The organism is Streptomyces sp. NPDC088254, from assembly GCF_044740925.1.
Classification (GTDB): Bacteria; Actinomycetota; Actinomycetes; order Streptomycetales; family Streptomycetaceae; genus Streptomyces.
Genome location: NZ_JBIURQ010000003.1, coordinates 303016 through 323945, shown reverse-complemented (window position 1 = coordinate 323945; position 20930 = coordinate 303016). Strand labels below are relative to the sequence as shown.

Genomic DNA, 20930 nt, shown 5'->3' with positions numbered 1-20930 from the left:
TGTCAGGATGCCTGCACGGCGGCTGTCCGGCCCCTTACGTCCCACGGTCCGACGCCACGACGCAGCACATCGGTCGCGCCTGCCTGCCCGGAATCATCACCGGACGCCGGCGGGCAGGCCCCGATCCTCGGAAGGCCCGGCAATGACACTGCACATGGACGGCACAGCAGTCCTGATCCTGCTGGTCGCGACGACGGCGGCGGTGGCCGTGTACCGCCTCAGGGACCAGGCTGTGACGGGCGGCGGCCCGCATACACGCGATCTCGTGGGCGCGATCTGCGTCTGGGGGACGGTGGTCGCCGCGTTGGTGGCCCTGTTCGCGTTCTCACCCCCGGCGTCCACGGGCGGCGACTCACAGGCGCCGACGCAGACCGCGTCCTCCACCCCGTGAGCTCCGCGGGCCCGCTCGCCGGGGAACCACTGGCTCGTGCGCGGCGGTGGCACCAGGGGCGGCCGCCCGTCAGCATGTCCGCCGTCCCCCGCGGCGTGTGCGCGTGCGGGGGGCCTCGCGGGCGTCAGGCGTCAGCGGACCGAGCCGGTCGGCAGTCCCGGAGGAGCCGATACGGGCTCTTGTGTTGAGTGGGGCGGGCTTCGGGGGCTGCTACTCGCAGGCCGAGCCGTCGCCGTCGCGGTCGAGGTGGCGGTCGTAGCCGGGGTCGCCCGGGTGCAGCGGGGTGGCGCCGGCGGCCCGGGCCTCGGTGCAGTTGGCGTAGTACACGTCGGCGCCGCCGGAACCTCCGGAGCCCCCGGAGGCGCCCTGGTCGTCGGACGTCGTGTCGTCGTTCGCCGGGGCCGGTGCGGTGACCGTCCTGGTGACCTGCACCTTCACCGTCGCCGTGGCCGTCACGGTCGTAGCGGGGCGTGGCGCCGCCTCGGCCGTCGCCGTGGCCGTCGTGGTGACGGTCACCGTCGGGCGGGGCTCGGCCGAAAGGGGCTTGGCGTCGGAGGCGGCCTTTCCGTCGTCGCCGGCGCCGATGCCGACGCCGACGAACAGGGCCAGCGCCAGGGCCGGCAGGACGAAGCGCTTGCGGGCCCACTTGGGCGGGACGGGAGCAGCGGTGGCGTACGGGTTGGTCATGGTGTCGTCCCCCCAGGGCTGGTGCTTGAAGGGACGACGGTAAGCCGTGATCCATCGAGGTGGAGCAGATGTGGCCTAGTTGTGATGATTGTGTGAACCGGCGGGATGTGCGGGCCCCGTCGGGATCACGAACGGAACGGGCCCCGCACCTCGTAGGTGATGCCGCCCGACGAACTGCCCGAGGTGCCGCGCTGGCTGGAGAAGTAGAGGCGGGTGCCGTCGGGGGAGAAGGCCGGGCCGGTGATCTCCGAGAGGGATTGGCCGTCGACCCGGAGGAAGGGGGCGACGACGTCGTCCGGGGTGATGACGCAGATCTCCATGTTGCCGCCGTCCTCCGCCACGAACAGGTCGCCGGACGCGGTGCCGGTGACGTTGTCCACGCCCGTGAGCGGGGGTGTGCCGCTTGTCACCAGGGAGTCGTCGTAGGCGAGTTCGATGGTCTGGGCGGCGGCGTCGTACTGCCAGACGCGGTTGTCGCCCTTCGTGGTGAACCAGCAGGTGCCGTCGGCGTAGTAGCAGCCCTCGCCGCCGTTGAAGCGCTTGGCGCCGGACACCTGGTTGCGGGTGGCGGTGGCGCCGGTGGGGTCGGGGACCCGGGACCAGCGGACCGGGCCGCTGGTCGCGCTGCCCGCCACCAGCACTTCCAGCGTCCCGGCGGACAGGTCGCCCCAGGTCGTCGGGCGGAAGCGGTAGAAGCAGCCGTCGGGAACGTCCTCCGTCAGGTAGATCACCTGGCGCACTGGGTCGGCGGCCGCCGCCTCGTGTTTGAAGCGGCCCATCGCGTCCCGCCGCACCGCCGCCTTCACACCCCACGGATCGGTCTCGTAGACGTACCCCCGGTCGACCTCCTCGCAGGACAGCCAGGTGTTCCAAGGCGTCTTACCGCCCGCGCAGTTGGTGCGGGTGCCGGACAGCACGCGGTACGCCGAGGTGACCGTCCCCGTCGAGGAGAACCGCACCGCGCTCGCGCCGCCCGACGGGTTGATCTCCGAGTTGGACACATAGATCCAGCCGGTCCCGTCGGCGTAACACGCGCCACCGTCAGGGGCGTTGTGCCAGGTGTACGAGGTGCCGGGCACCGTCTGCCCGGAACGGGCGATCACCCGGCTGGTGAAGCCGGCCGGGAGGCGGATGCCGCTCGCGTCCGGAGCGCCGAGCGCCCCGTACGGTCCGGCGCCGGGCTGGGCGGGCGCGGCGTACGCGGCGCCGCGCCACAGGGTTCCGCCGAGCGCGGCGGAGGTTCCGCCGAGCACGGCCGCACGCAGGAGGGTACGACGTTCCACGTCAGCTCCAGGAGTGTCGACACCGGCCCGCCACCGGCCGGCGGCGGGGTCGTGCGGTGAGAGAGGCTAGGAGCGCAGGGTAGCTATGTCGTGGACATGGCGTAATGGGGAGGTGTCGGGATGCGGGCGCACGGGCGGGCGCGCCTACGCTGGGGGCATCAGCGGAAGGAGATCTTCATGTCTGTCGCCTGGAGCACGCGCGACATCCCCGATCAGTCCGGCCGCACGGCGGTCGTCACCGGCGCCAACAGCGGGATCGGGTACGTCACGGCGCGGGAGCTGGCCCGACGGGGCGCGCACGTGGTGCTGGCCTGCCGCAGCGAGTCACGCGGGCGGGAGGCTGTCGAGCGACTGGCCGTTGAAGTGCCGGGCGCCGACGTCGAGTTGCGGCCGCTCGATCTCGGAGACCTCGCCTCCGTGCGGGAGTTCGCGGCCCGTCTTCCCCAGGCGAGGCTCGAACTGCTCGTCAACAACGCCGGTGTGATGGCGCTGCCCTACAGCACCACCGCCGACGGCTTCGAGACGCAGTTCGGCGTCAACCACCTCGGCCACTTCGCCCTCACCGGGCTGCTCCTGCCCACGCTGCTCGACTCGCCCGGCGCGCGCGTGGTGACCGTCTCCAGCATGGCCCACGTGCTCGGCAACATCGACCCGAACGACCTCAACAGCGAGCGCCGGTACCGCCGTTGGATCGCCTACGGCCGCTCCAAGACCGCCAACCTGCTCTTCACCCACGAACTGGCCCGACGGCTCGACGCGTCCGGCGCCGATGTGACCGCGGCGGCCGCGCACCCCGGGTACGCGGCGACCAACCTCCAGACCGCCGGGGTCCGCGCCGAGGGGCGCCGGCGCGCCGAACGGCTGGTGGAGGCCGGCAACCGCGTCTTCGCCCAGTCCGCCGAGGAGGGCGCTCTGCCCACCCTGTACGCCGCGACCGCGCCCGGCGTGCGCCCCGACTCCTTCACCGGCCCGTCCCGCGCGATGTGGCGCGGGGCGCCCGGCCCGTCATGGCGGGCCCCCTGGACTCTGGAGGACCGGGCGGGCGAACGGCTGTGGACGGAGTCGGAGCGGCTCACGGGGGTGCGGTTCGAGGGGCTCAAGGCGTAGCCCACGCCCCTGTGCCGGACTCAGTTCTGCGCGTACCCCGGGGCGTATTCCTGTGCGTACCGCTCCGCGAAGTCCTCCGGCATGGGCCGGGTGTCCAGGTAGAACCACTCGGCCGTGGGGCCGGGGGCGGCGGCCGGAGCGTCGGCGTGGGCACGGGGCGGCTCGGGGAAGGTCTCCGACCCGTGCCGGGCGGGCCTCCCGGGGGCGGAGGTCGGGCGGCGGGGGAGACGGCCCGCTGCTGTGGAGCCGGCCGGGCGCCGGTCCGTCGCCGGCTTCGCCGGCTGCGCGGTGGCCTCCTCCGTGCTCTGCGGCTTCGCCGGGCCCGGCATCAGCAGTTCCACCCGCAGGCCCTTGCCGCGCTGCTGGGCGGTGTACTCCTCCACCTGGCTGCGGCAGGCGTGGTCGAGGTGGGTCACGCCGGTCAGGTCGAGCCTGATCCTGGGCTTGCCCGACTCGGCAGCGGCCTCCAGGGCCTCGATGACCTGGGGCAGGCGCAGGAACGTCGCGTTCCCCGCCATCACCACCTTCGCGGTGTCGTCCTCCACGTGCTGCCGGATCACCGTCTGCGACATCCGCACCGCCGCCAGCACGATCCCCGCCGCGAGACCGAACAGGACGCCCTCCAGCAGCGCGGTCGCCACGATGACCAGCGTGGTGAGCGTCATCACCGTGAACTCGCCGCGGTCCTGCTTCCACATCTTCGGGAACTCCGCGGGCGCGAACAGCTTCCAGCCGCTGTGGATGAGCACGCCCGCGAGGACCGAGACCGGGATCAGCGCCAGCACCTGGGGGAGCAGCAGGGCGAAGGCGAGCAGCCACAGGCCGTGCAGGGTGCGGGAGAGGCGCGTCTTGGCGCCCGCCTGGACGTTGGCCGAACTGCGGGCCACCACCGCCGTGATGGGCAGCGCGCCGAGAAGCCCGGCGACCGTGTTGCCGGCGCCCTGCGCGATCAGTTCGGGGTTGTAGCGGGTGCGCGGTCCGTCGTGCATACGGTCCACGGCGGCCGCGGTGAACAGCGACTCGGCGGACGCGATCACGGTGAAGGTCAGGATCGCGGTGATGATGCCGGCGTCCGCGAGACCCGCGAACTGCCCTGCGCCGGGCACGTCGACGGCGGCGAGCAGATTGCCCACCTGGAGGGTCTTCACCTCCACGCCGGGCAGCGCGGCGATCGCGATGCCGACGCCCACGGCGACCAGTGCGGCCGGGATCTTGTTGACCGGGGCGGGCGCCTTCTTCCACAGGAAGCTCAGGACGACCGTGGCGATGCCGAGGCCGGCCGCGATCATCGTCTGCGGGTCGCCGAAGGTGTCCGCGAGCAGGCCGGGGATGCCGGCCATGTTCTCGATCGGCGTGCCGGGGGCTTTCGCGTCGGCCGCCGGGTACGCCTGGCTGAACATCAGCGGCAGGCCGATGCCGGCGAGCATGCCCTGGACGACGGCCAGGGAGATCGCCTGGAAGAACCGGCCGAACCTGACCACTCCGAGGACGATCTGCAGCAGCCCGGAGAAGAACACGATCACGCCGAGCATGGCCACGCCGTGCTCCAGCACCGTCTCCGAGACCAGCGCGGCGAGACCGGCGGCCGGGCCGCTGACCTGGAGGGTGCTGCCGCGGGCCATGCCCACCACCAGGCCGCCGATGACACCCGAGATGATGCCCAGCTCGGCGGGGACCCCGGAGGCCACGGCCACGCCGATGCACAGCGGGAGCGCGACCAGGAAGACGACGAGGGACGCGGTGATCTCGGTGGCCAGGTCGCCCTTCGGGGCGGCGGAGGACTCGCCGGCGGCGGACTCCCCGCCGCCGGAGACTTTCCCGCGCACGAAGGCGAACGCCTTCCCGAGGGAGGGTCGTTCGTCGGCGGGCGGCGCGCTCGACGGGCCCGGGGTGAACAGGTCGCTGCGGTCGAAGGGGTCGCTGCCGTCCGGCGCGGGAAAGGCCCGGTCGAAGTCTGCGGCCCGGTCGAAGTCGGCCGCGCGGTCGAAGTCGGCGGCGCGATCGAAGGAGGCCGCCTCGTCGTAGGCGTCAGACGTGCCGTACCCGGCCGACGCTCCGTGGCCGACCGGCGCGCCGTACCCGGCCGGTGGTCCTGCCGGTCGTGGCGGCGCGTCGGGGAACCCGCCGGCCGCCCCGAAGTCGCGCCCCGCGTACGGGGTTTCCGCCTCCGGGGACCCCGCACCACCGCCCCGGCCCCAGCCGTGCCGTGCGTGTGCGCCGCTCATGCCGCGTGCACCCGGAACAGGCCGTCGTCGTCCAGCTCGTGCACCTGACCGGTGTCCACCTCGTAGTACCAGCCGTGCAGTCGCAGCCGTCCCTCGTCGAGCCGTCGCCGGGCCGCCGGGTAACCGCGCAGCACCGCGAGCTGGTTGACGACGTTCTGCCGGACGACGTCGGGCAGCGAGGGGGTGGCCGCCGCACCGTCCAGGACGGACGCCAGCCGGGGGCGGGCCAGTTGCAGCCAGGCGTCCACGCCGGGCAGGGCGGAGAGGTCGTCGCCCGACTTGAGCGCGCCCATCGCACCGCAGTGGGAGTGACCGCACACGACGACGTCCTGAACGCCGAGCACCTCCAGTGCGTACTCGATGGTGGCGGCCTCGCCCGAGGCGCCCGGCCGGCCGTGTGGCGGGACGATATTGCCCGCGTTGCGCAGCTCGAATATCTCTCCGGGGCGCGCTCCGGTGATGAGCGCGGGTATCACCCGTGAGTCCGAGCAGGTGATGAACAATGCCTCGGGATATTGGCCTTCGGCCAGCCTCCGGTATTCGCCGCTTTCGAAGTCGACCCGTCGCTTGAACGAGCGCGCGCGGTCCAGCAATGCCTTCACGGTTCCTCCCGGTGGGGTGTGTCCGGCCAGGTGAGGCCTGGTCGGAGGGACGAGGCCGACCAGGCCTGACTCACCGTAGAGGGGTGATCGCCAGGCGAAGGTTAGAGGAACACTAAATCGCCGACAGGGTCGGGACATATTTTGTCCGATGCTGAGCCGCTGATCACACAGGGCTGGAATCGATCGACGTATTCCTGACCGTTCTTGTAGCGTGACGGGTCCACGGAACACGCGAAATCGGTTCACGGGAGAGACGGAAACGCATGGGCGTACGAGTCCTGCTCATCGAGGACGACCAGACGATCGCCGAACCGCTCGTCGAGGGTCTCGGGAACTTCGGGCTGACGGTGCACCATGTGCGCACCGGAGGCGAGGGGTTGAGAGGGCCGTACGGCGATGTCGTGCTGCTGGACCTGGGGTTGCCGGACATCGACGGCATCGACGTCTGCCGCGGCATCCGGCAGGTCTCGGACGTCCCCGTCATCATCCTCAGCGCGCGGGGGGAGGAGGCCGACCGGGTGCTGGGTCTGGAGCTGGGGGCCGACGACTATCTGGCGAAGCCGTTCAGCATGCGGGAGCTGGTGGCCCGGGTGCGGGCGGTGACACGGCGGACCCAACGCGGGGCGGCCACGCCCGAGTCCGGGGGAGCGGAGTTCGGGGGAGCGGAACCCCCCGCGGGCGTCACCGGCGCGGGCGGACGGGCCCCGTTCGGTGGCGAGCCCTTCGGCGGCGAACCGTTCACCGGCGAGCCTTTCGGCGGCACGGACTTCACCGCCCCCGCGCCCCGAACCCAGGCCCCCGCGCCCCGGACCCACGCCCATACCCCCCACCCCGCCCCGCCCCCCGCGTACGCCCCCAGCGTGCACACCGCCCACACCCCCGCCCCCTACGACCCGGTGCCCGCGCCCGTAGAGGTCGCCGACGGAGAGGTCGGGCCCCTTGTCGTCGACCGGCGGACGCGGCAGGTGTGGGTGGGAGAGGGCGCCGTGGCGCTCACGCCCAAGGAGTTCGAACTCCTCGCGCTGCTCACCGAGGACCCGGGGGCGGTCTACTCCCGGCAGCAGATCCTCGACCGCGTCTGGGACCCGCACTACGAGGGCCCGACGAAGACCCTCGACGTCCACGTCGCCACCCTGCGAAGGAAGTTGGGCAACCCGGCGTGGATCCAGACGCTGCGCGGGGTGGGCTTCCGGCTGGCGGTGCAGTCGGCCCCGCCCGGTGCGCGTCCGCCGGCGCACGAACCGCCCGCCTACGGCGAACCGCACCCCTCGCAGCAGTGGTCGGCGGCCTCTCGATGACCCGGCGGCTGCTGTTCAGCTACCTCACGCTCGCCGTGCTGCTCCTGGCCTGTCTGGAGATCCCGCTGGGGTTCGTGTACTCGCGGGGCGAGCGTGAGCGGGTGACCGGCCAGGCCAAGGACGAGGCGGACTCGGTGTCGGCGTTCGCCTCGCTGTCCATCGCCGAGGGCCGCGCCGCGCAGGACCTTCCCGGGCGGGCCGCGCACTGCGCCGAGCGGATCGGCGGCAAGGTGCTGATCGTCGACGGGTCGGGCGGTCTGCTGGCCAGTTCGCATCCGCTGACCGCCGACGAGGAGCGCAGGCTCGCCTCCTGGCCCGGCATCGCCGCCGCGCTGCGGGGGACGGCCACGGCGGACGTGCGCACCTCCACCATCGGCGGGGTCGAGTACCTGGCGGTGGCCACCCCGGTGGCGCAGGGCGGCGAGCTGCAGGGCGCCGTCCGGATCACCGTGCCGACCCGCACGGTGCACGAACGGGTGCACCACGTCTGGCTGTTGCTGGCGCTCGGCGGACTCGCGGCGCTCGTCGCCGTCGCCGTCGTGGGCTTCGCCATCGCCCGCTGGACCGGCCGGCCCATCCGTGAACTGGAGCGGGCCACCAACGAGTTGGCGACCGGCGGTACGGCCGTGCCGGTGGCGATCACCAAGGGGCCGCCGGAGGTGCGCAGTCTCGCCGCGACCTTCAACCGCACCGCCGCCCGGCTGGAACACCTCCTGGCCTCCCAGCGCGCCTTCGCGGGGGAGGCCTCGCACCAGCTGAAGACGCCGCTCGCGGCGCTGCGGCTGCGGCTGGAGAACCTCGAGAACGACATCGCCCTCAACGCCCGGAGCAGCCTCGACGCCGCGCTGACCGAGACCGACCGGCTGGCCCGGATGGTGGAGGGGCTGCTCGCGATGGCCCGGCTCGACGAGAGCGCCGCCGAACGGGAACGGGTGGACCTCGGCCGGGTGTGCGAGGAACGCCGGCGCGCCTGGGCCGCGCTGTACGAGCGGCACGGGGTGTGGCTGACGCTGGCGGGCGATTACCGGGGCGAGGTGACGGCCGTCCCCGGGGCGGTGGAGCAGATCCTCGACAACCTGCTCTCCAACGCCCTGCGGGTGTCGCCCCCCGGCACCGCGGTCACGATCGACCCGCGCCGCCACACACCCCCCGAGCGCCGCTTCCCGCACCGCGCGAACGGTCCCGCCTGGATCGATCTGCACGTCATGGACGAGGGTCCCGGCATGACCGAGGAGCAGCGCCGCCGCGCCTTCGACCGCTTCTGGCGCGCCCCCGACGCCCCCAAGGGCGGTACGGGCCTGGGTCTGGCGCTGGTGCAGCGGCTCGCCCACGCGAGCGGCGGGGAGGCGGTGCTGCGCCGCGCCCCGAGCGGCGGTCTGGACGCGCTGATCCGCCTTCCGGCGGTGGCGGGACGCGGCGGGCCGGAAGCGGGCGCGCCCCGCCCGGCCAGACCGTTGCAGGAGGCGGCGGCCCCGGGGCGGCACTGAGGCGACCTAGAGGCGGAGGACGGCGGCGTGGTGACCGCCATGGGTCCTCGCCCCCGCCGCCCCTACCTCCCCCACTCTCGACTTCGCTCGAGCAGGGGGACCCCCATCGTCCCCGGGGCTGCCGCCCCCGGGCCCCCGCTTCGGCCCTGAACGGGCTTCGTCCTCAGACGCCGGACAGGCTGGTTGTGCTCGCCCGCGTTTCCGGTCCCCGGGGCTGCCGCCCCCGGGCCCCCGCTTCGGCCCTGAACGGGCTTCGTCCTCAGACGCCGGACAGGCTGGGACTGGCCGCCCGCACCTCGTACGTCGTCACGCGGACCGTCTCGTCGTCCAGGCACTGGCCCGACAGCAGGTCGAAGCGCTGCTTCAGCAGCGGGGAGGCCACGTAGGGGCGGCCCTGGTGGGTGCCCGTCAGGCCGCGGGAGAGGACCCCCGCGCCGCTGAAGGGGTCGCGGTTGTCGATCGCGTACAGGGCTCCGCCGCGGTCGCGGAACAGGGCGACCTGGCTGCCGTCCGGCAGCAGGGCGGCCACGCCCCGGCCGGGCAGCAGCACGTCGAGGTCGCAGACCGTGAACCAGCTCTCGGGGTCCTCGTCGTGCCCTCCCCACCGCAGCTGGATCTTGAGGTCGGTCGTCTCGGGTGCCAGGGTCATCGCTGGGCGCTCCCTTCCAGGGGACGGTGGCCGATGGTCAGCAGCGGCAGGTCGGGCTTGATCTGCTCGCGCTCGGGGACGAAGCCGACGACCGGGTCGGGGGTGTCCGGCGCGTTCACGAAGGACACGAACCGGGCCAGCTTCTCCGGATCGTTGATGGTGGTCGCCCACTCGTCGGCGTAGTGCGCCACGTGGGCCGTCATCAGGGATTCCAGCTCCTCGCAGATGCCGAGGGAGTCCTCCACGACGACGTCCCGCACATGGTCCAGGCCGCCGGGGATGCGCTCCAGCCAGGTCGAGGTGCGCTCCAGGCGGTCGGCGGTGCGGATGTAGAACATCAGGAACCGGTCGATGAGGCGCACCAGTTCGGCGTCGGACAGGTCCTGGGCCAGCAGGTCGGCGTGGCGCGGGGTGGCGCCGCCGTTGCCGCCGACGTACAGGTTCCAGCCGTTGGAGGTGGCGATGACGCCGAAGTCCTTCGACTGGGCCTCGGCGCACTCGCGGGCGCAGCCCGAGACGGCCGACTTCAGCTTGTGCGGGGAGCGCAGGCCCCGGTAGCGCAGCTCCAGGTCGATCGCCATGCGGACGGAGTCCTGGACGCCGTAGCGACACCAGGTCTGGCCCACGCAGGACTTCACGGTGCGCAGCGACTTGCCGTAGGCGTGCCCGGACTCGAAGCCGGCGTCGACCAGCCGGGTCCAGATCAGCGGCAGTTGCTCGACGCGCGCGCCGAACATGTCGATGCGCTGACCGCCGGTGATCTTCGTGTAGAGGCCGAAGTCGCGGGCGATCTCGCCGATCACGATCAGGCCCTCGGGGGTGATCTCGCCGCCGGGGATGCGCGGCACGACCGAGTAGGAGCCGTTCTTCTGCAGGTTGGCGAGGAAGTGGTCGTTGGTCTCCTGCAGCGCGGCCTGCTCGCCGTCGAGGACGTAGCCGCTCGCGCCGATCGTCGGGGCGAGGGAGGCGATGATCGACGCGATGGCGGGCTTGCACACGTCGCAGCCGTCACCGCCGCGGGCGCCGTCGCGGCCGTAGCGGTCCAGCAGGTCCTGGTAGGTGTTGATGCGCAGGGCGAGGACGATCTCGTACAGCTCCTCGCGGGTCTGCCCGAAGCAGCCGCACAGGCCCTTGTCGACCTCGACGCCGCTCGCCTCCAGCTCGGCGGTGACGAGCTGCCCGAGCACCTTGACGCAACTGCCGCAGCCGGTGCCGGCCTTGGTGCACTTCTTGACCTCGGGCACGGTGGTGCAGCTGTGCTCGGTGACCGCGCCGCGGATCGCGCCCTTGGTGACGTTGTGGCAGGAGCAGACGACCGCCTCGTCCGGCAGTGCGGACGGGCCGAGCTGGGCGCCGCCGCCCGCGTCCGCCGGCAGGACCAGTGACTCGGGGGCCACCGGCGGCACGGAGCCCGTCAGCGCCCGCAGGGTGCCGTAGGCGTCCGCGTCGCCGACGAGGATGCCGCCGAGCAGGGTGCCGTCGCGGGCGATGACCAGCTTCTTGTACAGGCCGGAGCGGGAGTCGGAGTAGACGACGTCGAGGCAGTCCTCGGCGGTGCCGTGCGCGTCGCCGAAGGAGGCCACGTCCACGCCGAGCAGCTTCAGCTTGGTGGACAGGTCGGCGCCGACGAAGGACGCCTCGTCCGAGGCGATGGTCGCCGCCGCCGTCTCGGCCTGCTCGTAGCCGGGGGCCACCAGGCCGTACACCCGGCCGTCGGAGGCCAGCGCGCACTCGCCGATCGCGAAGACGTGCGGGTCGTTCACCGTGCGGCACTGCTCGTCGACGGTGATGCCGCCGCGCTCGCCGACCGTCAGTCCGCAGTCGCGGGCGAGCTGGTCGCGGGGGCGGACACCGGCGCTGAACACCACCATGTCGGTGGCGAGTTCGGAGCCGTCGGACAGCTTCATGCCGGTGACGGCGCCGGATTCGTCGACGACGATCTCCTGGGTGCCCACGCCGGTGTGGACGCTCAGGCCCATGTCCTCGATGGTGCGCAGGAGCGCCGCGCCGCCGCCGTCGTCGACCTGCACCGGCATCAGGCGCGGCGCGAACTCCACGATGTGGGAGATGAGTCCGAGTCCCTTGAGGGCTCCGGCCGCCTCCAGGCCGAGCAGGCCGCCGCCGACGACCGCGCCGACCGTCGCCTTCCGCTTCGCGTACTCCTCGATCGCGAGGAGGTCGTCGATGGTGCGGTAGACGAAGCAGCCCTCGGCGTCCTTGTTCGGCACCGGCGGCACGAACGGGTAGGAGCCGGTGGCCAGGACGAGCACGTCGTAGTCGAAGACCTGCCCGGACCGCGCGGTGACCTTGCGGTCGTCGCGGTCGACGGCCACCGCCGGGTCGCCGACGTGCAGTTCGATGCCGTGCGCGGCGATGAACTCCATGTCGGTCATGGAGAGTTCCTCGGGGCTCTTGCCCGAGAAGTACGAGGTGAGGGCCACGCGGTCGTACGCCGGGCGGGGCTCCTCGCAGAGCACGACCACGCGGTGCGTGGCGGTCAGGCCGCGCTCGGCGAGCGCTTCGAGGAAGCGCTGGCCGACCATGCCGTGGCCGACGAGCACGATCGTGGGGTTCGCCCCCGGGGTGGCCGTCATCAGAAGCCTCCATCGTTGGTGAGCAGGTGGAGCAGGGGGCCGTCGTCCGGGAGCGGCTCCGCTCCCTCCCAGGCGCGGGCGAGCGCGCCGACGGTGCCGAGTTCGCCGACGAGCACGCCGCCGACCAGGCGGTCGTCGCGGACGACGACCTTGCGGTAGGTGCCGCGGGTGGCGTCGGCGAGCTGCACGACGTCGTCGCCGGGGCGCGGCTGCGTCTCGCCGAACGCGGCGAGGTCGAAGGGGCCGTGCCCGGAGAGGGTGAGCCGGGTCAGGGAACGGGTGCCGGTGTAGCGGGAGTCGGCGTCTCCGGCCAGCAACGCGGCGAGCGCGTCGGCCTGTTCGTACGCGGGAGCCGCCAGCCCGTACACGGTCCCGTCGTGTTGCGCGCAGTCCCCTATCGCGTGGATGTGCGGGTCCGAGGTGCGCAGTTCGTCGTCGACGAGGATGCCCTTGCCGACGTCGATGCCCGCGTCCCTTGCCAGGCCGGTGCGCGGGGAGACCCCGCAGGCCAGCACCACCAGGTCGGCGTCGAGGGCGTATCCGTCGGCCAACTCGACCGAGCGGACGGCGCCGCCGACGCAGCGGACGTCCCGCACCCGGCACTCCGTGTGGATCTCCACGCCGAGGCCGGCGAGGTGGGTTCGCACCAGGGCGGAGGCCGCCGGGTCGAGCTGGCGCTCCATGAGCCGCTCGGCCTGTTGTGCGAGGACGACCTGCGCGCCGCGCAGCGCGAGGGCGCGGGCGGCGGAGACGCCGAGCAGCCCACCGCCGATGACGACGGCCCGCACGCCCGGCCGGACCGCCTCGGACAGGCCCAGGCAGTCGTCCATGGTCCGGAAGGCGTGGACGCCCGCGGGCAGGACGTGGTCGGGCGTGAACAGGCCGCGCAGCGAGGGCAGTACGGGGTTGGATCCGGTGGCCAGGACCAGCGTGCCGTAGGCGATCCGGGAGCCGTCCGCGCAGATGACGGCCCGCTGGTCGCGGTCGATGCCGGTCACCCGGGCGCGGACGGTCCGGGCGGGCGCGGGCGTTGCGATCACCTCGGGGGCGTACCGGCCGGCCAGCACCTCGGCGAGCAGGACCCGGTTGTACGGGGCGTGCTCCTCGTCGCCGACGAGCAGTGCGGGCGTGCCCAGCTCGCCGAGCCGGCGGGCGAGTCGTACGCCCGCGAGGCCGGCGCCGATCACCACCACACGCGAATTCGAGGTCATGCCGTCGAGCGTGCGCTGCTGAGGTTTCCCGACCGCATCACGGTTGTTTCCCGCGGGGAACGCTGCCCTCAGCGGGGCGGTGCGGTGGGTGTGAGGGTTCCCGGGACCGGCGAACAGCCTCTGTGAGACCGGCTCAGGTCACCGGCGGGTGCCGGTGAGGTGGGCGAAGACGACCACGTTGCCCCGGTAGCCGGTCGAGCGGGAGTAGCCGCCGCCGCAGGTGATCACCCTCAGCTCGGGGCGGGGGGCGGCGCCGTACACCTTGCGGTCGGGGAAGGCGCTCGCCTCGTACACCTCGACCGCGTCGACCGTGAACACCGCGACGGCGCCGTCGCGCCGGTCCACCTCGATGGCGGCGCCCTTCTTCAGGGCGCCCAGGTCGTAGAAGACGGCGGGGCCGTCGGCGTTGTCCACGTGGCCGGCGACGATCGCGGTGCCCGTCTCGCCGGGGGTGACACCGGCCTCGTACCAGCCGGCGAGGTTCTCGCGTGCGGGGTCCGGCACGTCGAGGCTGCCGGACTCGGTCAGGCCCAGCCCCGTCAGGGGGGCGTCCACGTGGATGGAGGGTATGCGGACGCGGTCGGGCGGGGACGCCGGCAGCGCGGGCGCGGCGCGGACGTCGGCGCCGCCGGGGCGGGCCTCGGCCGCGGACGGCTGGGGCGGGGCGGGGCGGTCGGCCGCGCCGATCAGCAGCCACACGCCCGAGCAGAGCGCGACCCCGGTGACGACGGCTATCGCGGTGTTCGCGACCCCGCGGGGCCTGGGCCTTCTGCGCATCCGGCGATCCCCTCTCGGTGATGGGCCCCATGCCCCCTCCGGGCCGCGAGGGGCGTCGGGCCCGGAGGGGGAGGGACATGCGGTACCGGCGGACGGACAGCGGAGGGTGTCCGTCAGATCCCGTCGCCTCTCGCCCGGCGATGCAGGAGCCAGGTACCGCCCGCGGCGGCGACGGCGAGAGCCGCCACGCCGGCCGCGGTCTGCACGGGGTCGGGGCCCAGGGCGCCGCCGACCCCCGTCTTCACACTTCCGCGCGGATACACCTGCTCCCGCGCCGGACTCAGCGTCACCACCAGGTCCCCGGTGACCTTGTGCCCGTCGGAGGCGCACTCCGCGACGATCTCGTACGTTCCCGGATGCGCGCTCGGCGGCACCCGGAACCGGCCGACCGCGGCGCCGCCGTCCGTGCCGGGCGCCAGCGTGAACCGGCCGGCGCCGACCGCGCCCGCGTCGCCCGCCGCCGCGCCGCGGCCGCCGCAGGCCGCCGTGGTCACGGTGACGTCGCCGCCGGGCACGGCGGTGGCGGGGGCCACCACCAGCCGGCCGCCGCCCGCGCCGTACGCCGGCGCGGCGACCGCGCCCGCGGCGGCGAGGGCGAGCGTTCCACCGGTCAGCAGACGGGCGGCCGTTCGTCGCATCGGTGCTCCTCGGACTCGTCCAGGACCACGGCCCGCGGCACCCCCATGTGCCGCTGCGTCGGTCGCGCCCTGCTGTACCGAGCAAAGGGCCGGCGCCGCGAGCGCGCTTCCTGAGAACGCGTCAGAAAGAGGGTGAACGGGTGTCAGGCGGACGCCACGGGGCCCCTCTGCAGCGGTGTTTCACCAGGTCACCGCCGTCCGGCGGCCATCGCCGGGAAAACCCCGGGAGAAGCGTGTGAACGGGTGACCGCACGGCCCCGCTCGACTCCGGCTCAGCCCTCTTCGCCCCTCGCGCCCCGCCCGCGCCAGTCCCCGCTCTCGATGCGGCCGCCGCGTGTCCGCAGTCGCGCCGCCACGGGGGGCGCGGCCAGGTACAGCCAGGCCCGGACCCGGCGTCCGTCGCCGCTGAGGACCACCTCGCGGGCCACCCGCTCGTAGAGGTTGCGCGGATCGCCCGGCCGGTACTCCTCCAGCCGGTCCAGCTCGGCGAGCAGGGACCTGTACGCCTCCGGCAGGGCGGTGACGAGGTCGCCGGTCACGACGCCGCCGGGTTCCTCCACGACGTACGGGTAGCCCGGCCCGTCGTACAGCACGGCGTCGCCGAGGCGGGCCGGCTCCTCGCGGCGGGTGCGGCCGCGCAGGAAGAGCGCGTGGTTGGGCTCGCCGGGGCGGAGGGTGCCGTAGACGAAGAACGGAAGCTCCGGCGCGGGCCCTGTGCTCACGGCGGTCGTGGTGGTCACGGAACCGATTCTCTCCCCTCACCGCACCCGCACGCGGTGCTATGGACATGACATGTCAGGGCCTCTTGAATCTCAGGACGACCTCAGCGCCACCCCCACGCGCCGCACGGCGCAGCACGCCTTCCCGAACGCGCCCTTTTTCGCGTGCGTTCCCGAGGACACCGAGGAGACAGATGAGTCGGATACGGCAGCACGCCCGAGGCTCCCGACTGGCCACGGCCGGCATCGCCGCCACCACGGCCGCCCTCTTGGCCGCCGTACTCACCCCGGCCGCCGACGCGGCCGACCGGCCCACCCGGGCCGTCGCACTGGACAACGCGGCCACCGCGCTCGCCGATCACGCGGCGAGCCTGGGGCTGACCGAGGCCCAGGGCGCCGCCGTCCGCGACGTGATCGTCGACAAGGACGGCGTCCAGCACATCCGCTACGACCGCACCTACCGTCAACTCCCGGTGCTGGGCGGCGACTTCGTGGTCCACCTGGCCCCCGACGGCGCCTACCGCGGAGCGGACCGCGCCACCCGCGCCGAGATCGCGCTGCCGGGCGTCATCCCCACGCTGACCGCCCCGAAGGCCGCCGACACCGCCGCGAACGCCCTGCGGGCCCGCCACCTCGGCCAGCCGCTGAAGAAGGTGACCGCGAAGCCGAGACTGGTCGTCGACGCGCTGCACGGCGCACCGAAGCTCGCCTGGCAGACGAACGTCGCCGCCCTGGACGCCCGGGGCAACCCGGTCGCCCGCGCCGTTCTCACCGACGCCCGCACCGGCGCCCAGATCGACGCCTGGGACACCCTGGAGACCGCGACCGGCGACGGCAAGTCCCTCTACGGCGGCACGGTCCCGCTGGAGACCACCGCCTCGGGCTCGGCGTACCAGCTCAAGGACCCCACCCGGGGCAACACCTACACCGGCGACGCGGCCGACAAGACCGACCTGTGCATCTTCGGCATCTGCATCAGCCGCGCCCCCGCCACCCTCTTCAACGACACCGACAACCACTGGGGCACCGGCGCGAGCGCCGACCGCGCCACGGCCGCCGTGGACGCCCAGTACGGCACCGACGTGACCTGGGACTACTACAAGAACGTCCACGGCCGCAACGGCATCGCCGGCGACGGCAAGGGCTCCTACAACCGCGTCCACTACGGCACCCGGTACAACAACGCCTTCTGGGACGACAGCTGCTTCTGCATGACCTACGGCGACGGTGACGGCACCCAGCTCGGCCCGTTGGTCTCCCTGGACGTGGCCGGCCACGAGATGTCCCACGGCGTGACCTCCAAGACGGCCAACCTGACCTACTCGGGCGAGTCCGGCGGCCTCAACGAGGCGACCTCCGACATCTTCGGCGCCCTCGTGGAGTTCCACGCGGGCAACTCCTCCGACGTCGGCGACTACCTGATCGGCGAGAAGATCGTCCGCTCCGGCTTCGGCCGGGACGCCCTGCGCTACATGGACAAGCCCAGCAAGGACGGCAGCTCCGCCGACTACTGGAGCAGCTCGGTCGGCGGCCTCGACGTCCACTACTCGTCCGGCGTCGCCAACCACTTCGCCTACCTCCTCGCGGAGGGCAGCGGCGCCAAGACCGTCAACGGCGTCAGCTACAACTCCCCGACGTCCAACGGCTCCACGGTGACGGGCATCGGCCGGGACAAGCTCGGCAAGATCTGGTACCGCGCCCTGACCGTCTACATGACCTCCTCCACCAACTACGCGGGGGCGCGGACGGCGACCCTGAACGCCGCCCGTGACCTCTACGGCGCCGGCAGCACGGAGGACAAGGCGGTGGCGGCCGCCTGGAGCGCCGTGAACGTGAACTGACCGCGTCCGAAAGGCACTTCGGTGCGGAAACCGCTTCCCCGGATCCAGTCGACCCGTTAGGCTCCCCCGGCGCGCGCGAGAGGTGCGCGCCGGGGGAGTCAGGGGACACAGGATGACCAGGGGGTACCGGCGGTAATGGCGGACGTTTCGGGAAGACCGGAGGGCTCCGGGGGCCCGTCGAACGCGTGGGGTCAGGTCATCGCGGCGTTCGTGGTGGTGGGGGCGCTCGGCGGCGGCCTGTGGGTGATGCAGCAGTCGTCCTCGGAGAGCAGCGCGAGCACGCTCACCTGCTCGACGTCGACGCCGTCCGCGTCGGCCACCGCCTCCGCGCCCGCCGCCGGCAAGAAGAAGGTCGACCACCTCACCGGGAACCAGCTCTGCCGGGTGCTGAACCGCCCGGACCTGCCGGCGCTGCTCGGCACCCCGGGGGAGAAGCCCACCTCGCTCGGCAGCGCCGACGACGGCATCTCGCTCGGCGACGGGCCGAGCCCCGAGGCGAAGGTCGGGCTGAGCACGTACACCGTGCAACTGTCGGCGTCCTACGACGACTACCCCGTGTCCGGGATGGCCGGCCTGCTCGGCGGCGGCGCCCGGGAGCAGACCGTCCTCGGGCGTCCGGCGGTCCTCTACTCGAACCGGACCATGGCGTTCAAGATCCGCGGCGACAAGAGCGAGAGCGCCCCCAGCCATGTGGCCCGCTGTCTGGTGGTCGCCCGGGATCCCAGGGACGGCGGCGGCTCCTACGAGGTGGCCATCTGGCGCGAAGACTCCGGGACGCCCGACGACGCGGCGCTCCTGCGCGTCGCGCAGACGGTGCTCCCCACGATCCCCGGCTGGCAGTCCGTCCTCTGACGGCTCGCCCGCGACGCTTTCCGCGCGGAAACAGCCGGAAGGCCGGCCCCCTGACGGGGTGCCGGCCTTTCGCGCGTGGGAAGCCGTGGCGGCGGGGCGTGCGGTTCAGGCGGCCAGTTCGGCATCCTGAGGCGTGTCCTGCGTCTGCGGCGCCGGCTTCTTGTCGCGCATCACCAGCGTCGCCAGGACCGCGGCCGCCAGCACGCCCACCGCGCTGACGGTGAAGGTCGTGGTCATCGAGGAGGTGAACGCCTCGCGGGCGGCCTGCGCCAGGCTCGCGTCGTCGCCCGCCGTCGCCAGGGCGCCGACGATGGAGTGGCGGGCCTGCTCGGGGGCGTCGGCCGGCATCCCGGCCCGGTAGCCGTGGGTGAGCAGCGAGCCCAGGATGGCGATGCCGAGGGCGGTGCCGGCCTGCTGGACGGTGTCGTTGAGGGCCGAGCCGACGCCCGCCTTGTCCTCGGGGATGGTGCCCATCAGGGCGGCGACGGCCGCGGGCATCGCCAGTCCGGCGCCGAGGCCGAGCAGGGCGAGGCCTACCGCGGGGACCGTGAAGCCGCCGTCCGCCTCGACGGTCGTCAGCAGGGCGAACGAGGCCGCCATCACCAGCATGCCGGCGAGGATCACGAAGCGGTCGCCGATCTTCGCGGCGAGCTTGACTCCGCCGCCGTTGCCGATGAGCGCGGTGACGGCGAGGGGCAGGAAGGCGAGGCCGGCCTTGAGGGCGGAGTAGCCGAGGACGAACTGCAGGTACTGGGTGAGGACGAGCAGCAGGCCGCCGTTGCCGATCTGCACCAGGGTCAGCGAGAGGGAACCACCGCTGAAGTTGCGCTGCTTGAACAGGACCAGCGGGACCATGGGGGAGGGAGTGACGTTCTCCCAGATCACGAAGCCCGCGAGCAGGACGACCGCGGCCGCGAAGGTGGCGCCGCCCCAGCCGGTGAATGCGCCGTGCTGCGGGATCTCGATGATCCACCAGACCAGCGCGGTCATGCCCGCCGCCGACAGCACCGCGCCCAGCGGGTCCGCCTTCCGGTACGGGCCCTTCGACTCCGGCATGAGGGTGACGCCGGCGACGACGGCCAGGGCGACGACGGGGACGTTGATCAGGAAGATCGACTGCCAGGAGAAGTGGTCGATCAGCAGTCCGCCGAGCACCGGGCTGCCGACCAGGCCGAGCATCGACACCGAGCCCCAGGCCGCCATGGCCTTGCCGCGCTCCTCCTCGTCGAAGACGGTGATGAGGATGGACAGCGTGGACGGCATGATCAGCGCTCCGCCGACGCCCATCGCGACTCGGGAGGCGATCACCTCTCCGGGGGTGGTGCAGAAGGTCGCCGCCAGCGAGGCGGCTCCGAAGAGCAGCAGCCCGACCAGCATCACCTTCCGGCGGCCGAACCGGTCGCCCAGGCTGCCTGAGGTCAGCAGCAGACCCACGAAGACCAGGATGTAGGAGTCCAGGATCCACTGGGTGTCCTGGGCGCTCGCTCCGAGCTCCCCCGTCATCGACGGCACCGCCACGGTCAGCGCCATGCTGTCGATGACCAGCACCAGCGTGCTGAGGCAGAGCACGACGAGGATCCACCAGCGGCGTGGATTGCGGGTTTCCATGGGGCTTCCCTTCGCTCCCTGACCGGCGCTGCGAACGCCGTTCCTTCGATGCGCACACTGTACGCAGAACGGAACGATGTGCGCAAGGCTTGATTTCTGTACGCTGCATGCGAACGTTGTGCGCAGGAGCTGTCCGCGGGAGTGTGCGCCGCAGGGCGCGCGCAGTCCCCTCCGCGTCAGGACTCCTCAGGCCGGCGTAACCGTGAACGAGCACAAGGAGCCGATGCCGTGGCCGCCAAGGCGAACCCGAACCCCATCCCGTCCGTCTGGGCCCGGCAGCGCCGGGAGCCCGAACAGCCCGCGCTCAGCCGGGACGCGATCGTGCGGGAGGCGATCGCGATGCTGGACTCCGACGGTGTGGAGGCCCTGAGCATGCGCAAGCTCGGCGCCCGCCTGAACGCCGGCGCGACCTCCCTCTACCGGCACGTCGCCACCAAGGACGAGCTGATGGAGCTGGCCGTGGACGCGGTCGCCGCCGAGATCCACGTACCGCCCGCCGGGTCCGACTGGCGCGCCGCGGTCACCGGGGCGGCGTCCTCGTTCCGGGCCACCGCCCTGCGCCACCCCTGGCTCTCCTCGGTCCTCGGCCAGGCGGGCCTGGCCTATCTGGGCCCCAACCTCATGGCGTACTCGGAGCGCCTCGCCGCTCTCTTCGCCGACGCGGGCTTCCCCGAGCCGAGCGGCGCGATCGACACCGTCCTGTCGTACGTCATCGGGATGAGCACCACCGAGGGCGCCTGGCTGATCACGGTCGCCCGCTCCGGGCAGACCGAGGCCGAGTTCATCGCCCGCCTCATGCCGGCCGCCCAGGAAGCGGCCGCGGGACACGACCACCTCGCCGCCTCCTACGCCGACGCCGGGCCCGCCACCGCCGACCCGGCCGCCCTGCGCGACGCCAAGTTCGCCTACGGCCTGGAGGTCGTCCTCGACGGACTCGCGCTGCGGCTGCCCCGCTGAGGGT

Annotated in this window: 18 protein-coding genes; 7 read left to right on the top strand and 11 right to left on the bottom strand. The window is 73.1% G+C overall.

What is annotated here, in order from left to right; translation table 11 throughout:
• Nucleotides 1–154 precede the first annotated feature (154 nt).
• Entirely contained in the window at nt 155–391 is a 237-nt protein-coding gene (locus ACIOC0_RS11975; RefSeq protein ID WP_402154865.1) for a hypothetical protein, read from the top strand.
• A 210-nt stretch (nt 392–601) separates the two neighbouring features.
• Here the strand turns inward: ACIOC0_RS11975 and ACIOC0_RS11970 are convergent, their stop codons facing one another.
• A complete protein-coding gene (locus tag ACIOC0_RS11970; RefSeq protein WP_402154862.1) occupies nt 602–1078 on the bottom strand; it encodes an excalibur calcium-binding domain-containing protein in 477 nt (158 codons plus the stop codon).
• Nucleotides 1079–1203: 125 nt separating this feature from the next.
• A complete protein-coding gene (locus ACIOC0_RS11965) occupies nt 1204–2361 on the bottom strand; it encodes an alkaline phosphatase PhoX (protein ID WP_402154860.1) in 1158 nt (385 codons plus the stop codon).
• Between the two features lie 177 nt (nt 2362–2538).
• On the opposite strand from ACIOC0_RS11965, the gene ACIOC0_RS11960 reads away from it, so the two are divergent.
• Nucleotides 2539–3468 (top strand): oxidoreductase, encoded by a 930-nt coding sequence (locus tag ACIOC0_RS11960; protein WP_402154858.1) that lies wholly within the window; start codon nt 2539–2541, stop codon nt 3466–3468.
• A gap of 20 nt (nt 3469–3488) precedes the next feature.
• Here the strand turns inward: ACIOC0_RS11960 and ACIOC0_RS11955 are convergent, their stop codons facing one another.
• Both ACIOC0_RS11955 and ACIOC0_RS11950 read right to left on the bottom strand, forming a co-directional pair.
• Nucleotides 3489–5693: a SulP family inorganic anion transporter gene (locus ACIOC0_RS11955; RefSeq protein WP_402154856.1), complete on the bottom strand. Its 2205-nt coding sequence runs from the start codon at nt 5691–5693 to the stop codon at nt 3489–3491.
• Entirely contained in the window at nt 5690–6295 is a 606-nt protein-coding gene (locus ACIOC0_RS11950) for a carbonic anhydrase (protein WP_402154854.1), read from the bottom strand. Before ACIOC0_RS11950 ends, ACIOC0_RS11955 begins: the two co-directional genes overlap by 4 nt.
• A 263-nt stretch (nt 6296–6558) precedes the next feature.
• Between ACIOC0_RS11950 and ACIOC0_RS11945 the strand changes: the two genes are divergently transcribed.
• Nucleotides 6559–7593, top strand: a complete 1035-nt coding sequence (locus tag ACIOC0_RS11945; protein WP_402154852.1) for a response regulator transcription factor — start codon at nt 6559–6561, stop codon at nt 7591–7593.
• The gene (locus ACIOC0_RS11940; protein ID WP_402155079.1) at nt 7590–9080 is read left to right on the top strand and encodes an ATP-binding protein; all 1491 of its coding nucleotides are present in this window, start codon (nt 7590–7592) and stop codon (nt 9078–9080) included. The genes ACIOC0_RS11945 and ACIOC0_RS11940 overlap by 4 nt, the downstream gene beginning before the upstream one ends.
• 259 nt (nt 9081–9339) lie before the next feature.
• Here the strand turns inward: ACIOC0_RS11940 and nirD are convergent, their stop codons facing one another.
• The 6 genes from nirD to ACIOC0_RS11910 form a co-directional block, all read right to left on the bottom strand.
• Nucleotides 9340–9729 carry a nitrite reductase small subunit NirD gene (gene nirD / locus ACIOC0_RS11935; protein WP_402154849.1) on the bottom strand — a complete coding sequence of 130 codons (390 nt, stop codon included), beginning with the start codon at nt 9727–9729 and terminating at the stop codon, nt 9340–9342.
• Nucleotides 9726–12323, bottom strand: a complete 2598-nt coding sequence (nirB, locus tag ACIOC0_RS11930) for a nitrite reductase large subunit NirB (protein ID WP_402154846.1) — start codon at nt 12321–12323, stop codon at nt 9726–9728. Before nirB ends, nirD begins: the two co-directional genes overlap by 4 nt.
• Nucleotides 12323–13534, bottom strand: coding sequence for an NAD(P)/FAD-dependent oxidoreductase (locus ACIOC0_RS11925; protein ID WP_402154844.1), 1212 nt, complete (start codon nt 13532–13534; stop codon nt 12323–12325). Before ACIOC0_RS11925 ends, nirB begins: the two co-directional genes overlap by 1 nt.
• Nucleotides 13535–13672: 138 nt before the next feature.
• Nucleotides 13673–14311 carry a class F sortase gene (locus tag ACIOC0_RS11920; RefSeq protein ID WP_402154842.1) on the bottom strand — a complete coding sequence of 213 codons (639 nt, stop codon included), beginning with the start codon at nt 14309–14311 and terminating at the stop codon, nt 13673–13675.
• A 113-nt stretch (nt 14312–14424) separates the two neighbouring features.
• Nucleotides 14425–14949, bottom strand: a complete 525-nt coding sequence (locus ACIOC0_RS11915; protein WP_402154841.1) for a hypothetical protein — start codon at nt 14947–14949, stop codon at nt 14425–14427.
• A 272-nt stretch (nt 14950–15221) separates the two neighbouring features.
• Nucleotides 15222–15689 carry a gamma-glutamylcyclotransferase family protein gene (locus tag ACIOC0_RS11910; protein WP_402154839.1) on the bottom strand — a complete coding sequence of 156 codons (468 nt, stop codon included), beginning with the start codon at nt 15687–15689 and terminating at the stop codon, nt 15222–15224.
• A gap of 173 nt (nt 15690–15862) precedes the next feature.
• Here ACIOC0_RS11910 and ACIOC0_RS11905 point away from each other — a divergent pair, with 173 nt between their 5' ends.
• Nucleotides 15863–17509: a M4 family metallopeptidase gene (locus ACIOC0_RS11905; RefSeq protein ID WP_402154837.1), complete on the top strand. Its 1647-nt coding sequence runs from the start codon at nt 15863–15865 to the stop codon at nt 17507–17509.
• A gap of 135 nt (nt 17510–17644) precedes the next feature.
• Entirely contained in the window at nt 17645–18361 is a 717-nt protein-coding gene (locus ACIOC0_RS11900; protein WP_402154835.1) for a DUF6215 domain-containing protein, read from the top strand.
• A gap of 105 nt (nt 18362–18466) precedes the next feature.
• Here the strand turns inward: ACIOC0_RS11900 and ACIOC0_RS11895 are convergent, their stop codons facing one another.
• Nucleotides 18467–19969, bottom strand: a complete 1503-nt coding sequence (locus ACIOC0_RS11895) for an MFS transporter (protein ID WP_402154833.1) — start codon at nt 19967–19969, stop codon at nt 18467–18469.
• Between the two features lie 228 nt (nt 19970–20197).
• Between ACIOC0_RS11895 and ACIOC0_RS11890 the strand changes: the two genes are divergently transcribed.
• A complete protein-coding gene (locus ACIOC0_RS11890; protein ID WP_402154831.1) occupies nt 20198–20926 on the top strand; it encodes a TetR/AcrR family transcriptional regulator in 729 nt (242 codons plus the stop codon).
• Nucleotides 20927–20930: the final 4 nt, after the last annotated feature.

Bases quoted from the DNA above. Each gene is read 5' to 3' on its own strand.
- ACIOC0_RS11895 (WP_402154833.1), bottom strand. From the start codon at position 19,969: ATGGAAACCCGCAATCCACGCCGCTGGTGGATCCTCGTCGTGCTCTGC.
- ACIOC0_RS11945 (WP_402154852.1), top strand. From the start codon at position 6,559: ATGGGCGTACGAGTCCTGCTCATCGAGGACGACCAGACGATCGCCGAA.
- ACIOC0_RS11925 (WP_402154844.1), bottom strand. From the start codon at position 13,534: ATGACCTCGAATTCGCGTGTGGTGGTGATCGGCGCCGGCCTCGCGGGC.
- nirB (WP_402154846.1), bottom strand. From the start codon at position 12,323: ATGACGGCCACCCCGGGGGCGAACCCCACGATCGTGCTCGTCGGCCAC.
- ACIOC0_RS11960 (WP_402154858.1), top strand. From the start codon at position 2,539: ATGTCTGTCGCCTGGAGCACGCGCGACATCCCCGATCAGTCCGGCCGC.
- ACIOC0_RS11920 (WP_402154842.1), bottom strand. From the start codon at position 14,311: ATGCGCAGAAGGCCCAGGCCCCGCGGGGTCGCGAACACCGCGATAGCC.
- ACIOC0_RS11955 (WP_402154856.1), bottom strand. From the start codon at position 5,693: ATGAGCGGCGCACACGCACGGCACGGCTGGGGCCGGGGCGGTGGTGCG.
- ACIOC0_RS11900 (WP_402154835.1), top strand. From the start codon at position 17,645: ATGGCGGACGTTTCGGGAAGACCGGAGGGCTCCGGGGGCCCGTCGAAC.
- ACIOC0_RS11905 (WP_402154837.1), top strand. From the start codon at position 15,863: ATGAGTCGGATACGGCAGCACGCCCGAGGCTCCCGACTGGCCACGGCC.
- ACIOC0_RS11970 (WP_402154862.1), bottom strand. From the start codon at position 1,078: ATGACCAACCCGTACGCCACCGCTGCTCCCGTCCCGCCCAAGTGGGCC.
- ACIOC0_RS11940 (WP_402155079.1), top strand. From the start codon at position 7,590: ATGACCCGGCGGCTGCTGTTCAGCTACCTCACGCTCGCCGTGCTGCTC.
- ACIOC0_RS11915 (WP_402154841.1), bottom strand. From the start codon at position 14,949: ATGCGACGAACGGCCGCCCGTCTGCTGACCGGTGGAACGCTCGCCCTC.
- ACIOC0_RS11975 (WP_402154865.1), top strand. From the start codon at position 155: ATGGACGGCACAGCAGTCCTGATCCTGCTGGTCGCGACGACGGCGGCG.
- nirD (WP_402154849.1), bottom strand. From the start codon at position 9,729: ATGACCCTGGCACCCGAGACGACCGACCTCAAGATCCAGCTGCGGTGG.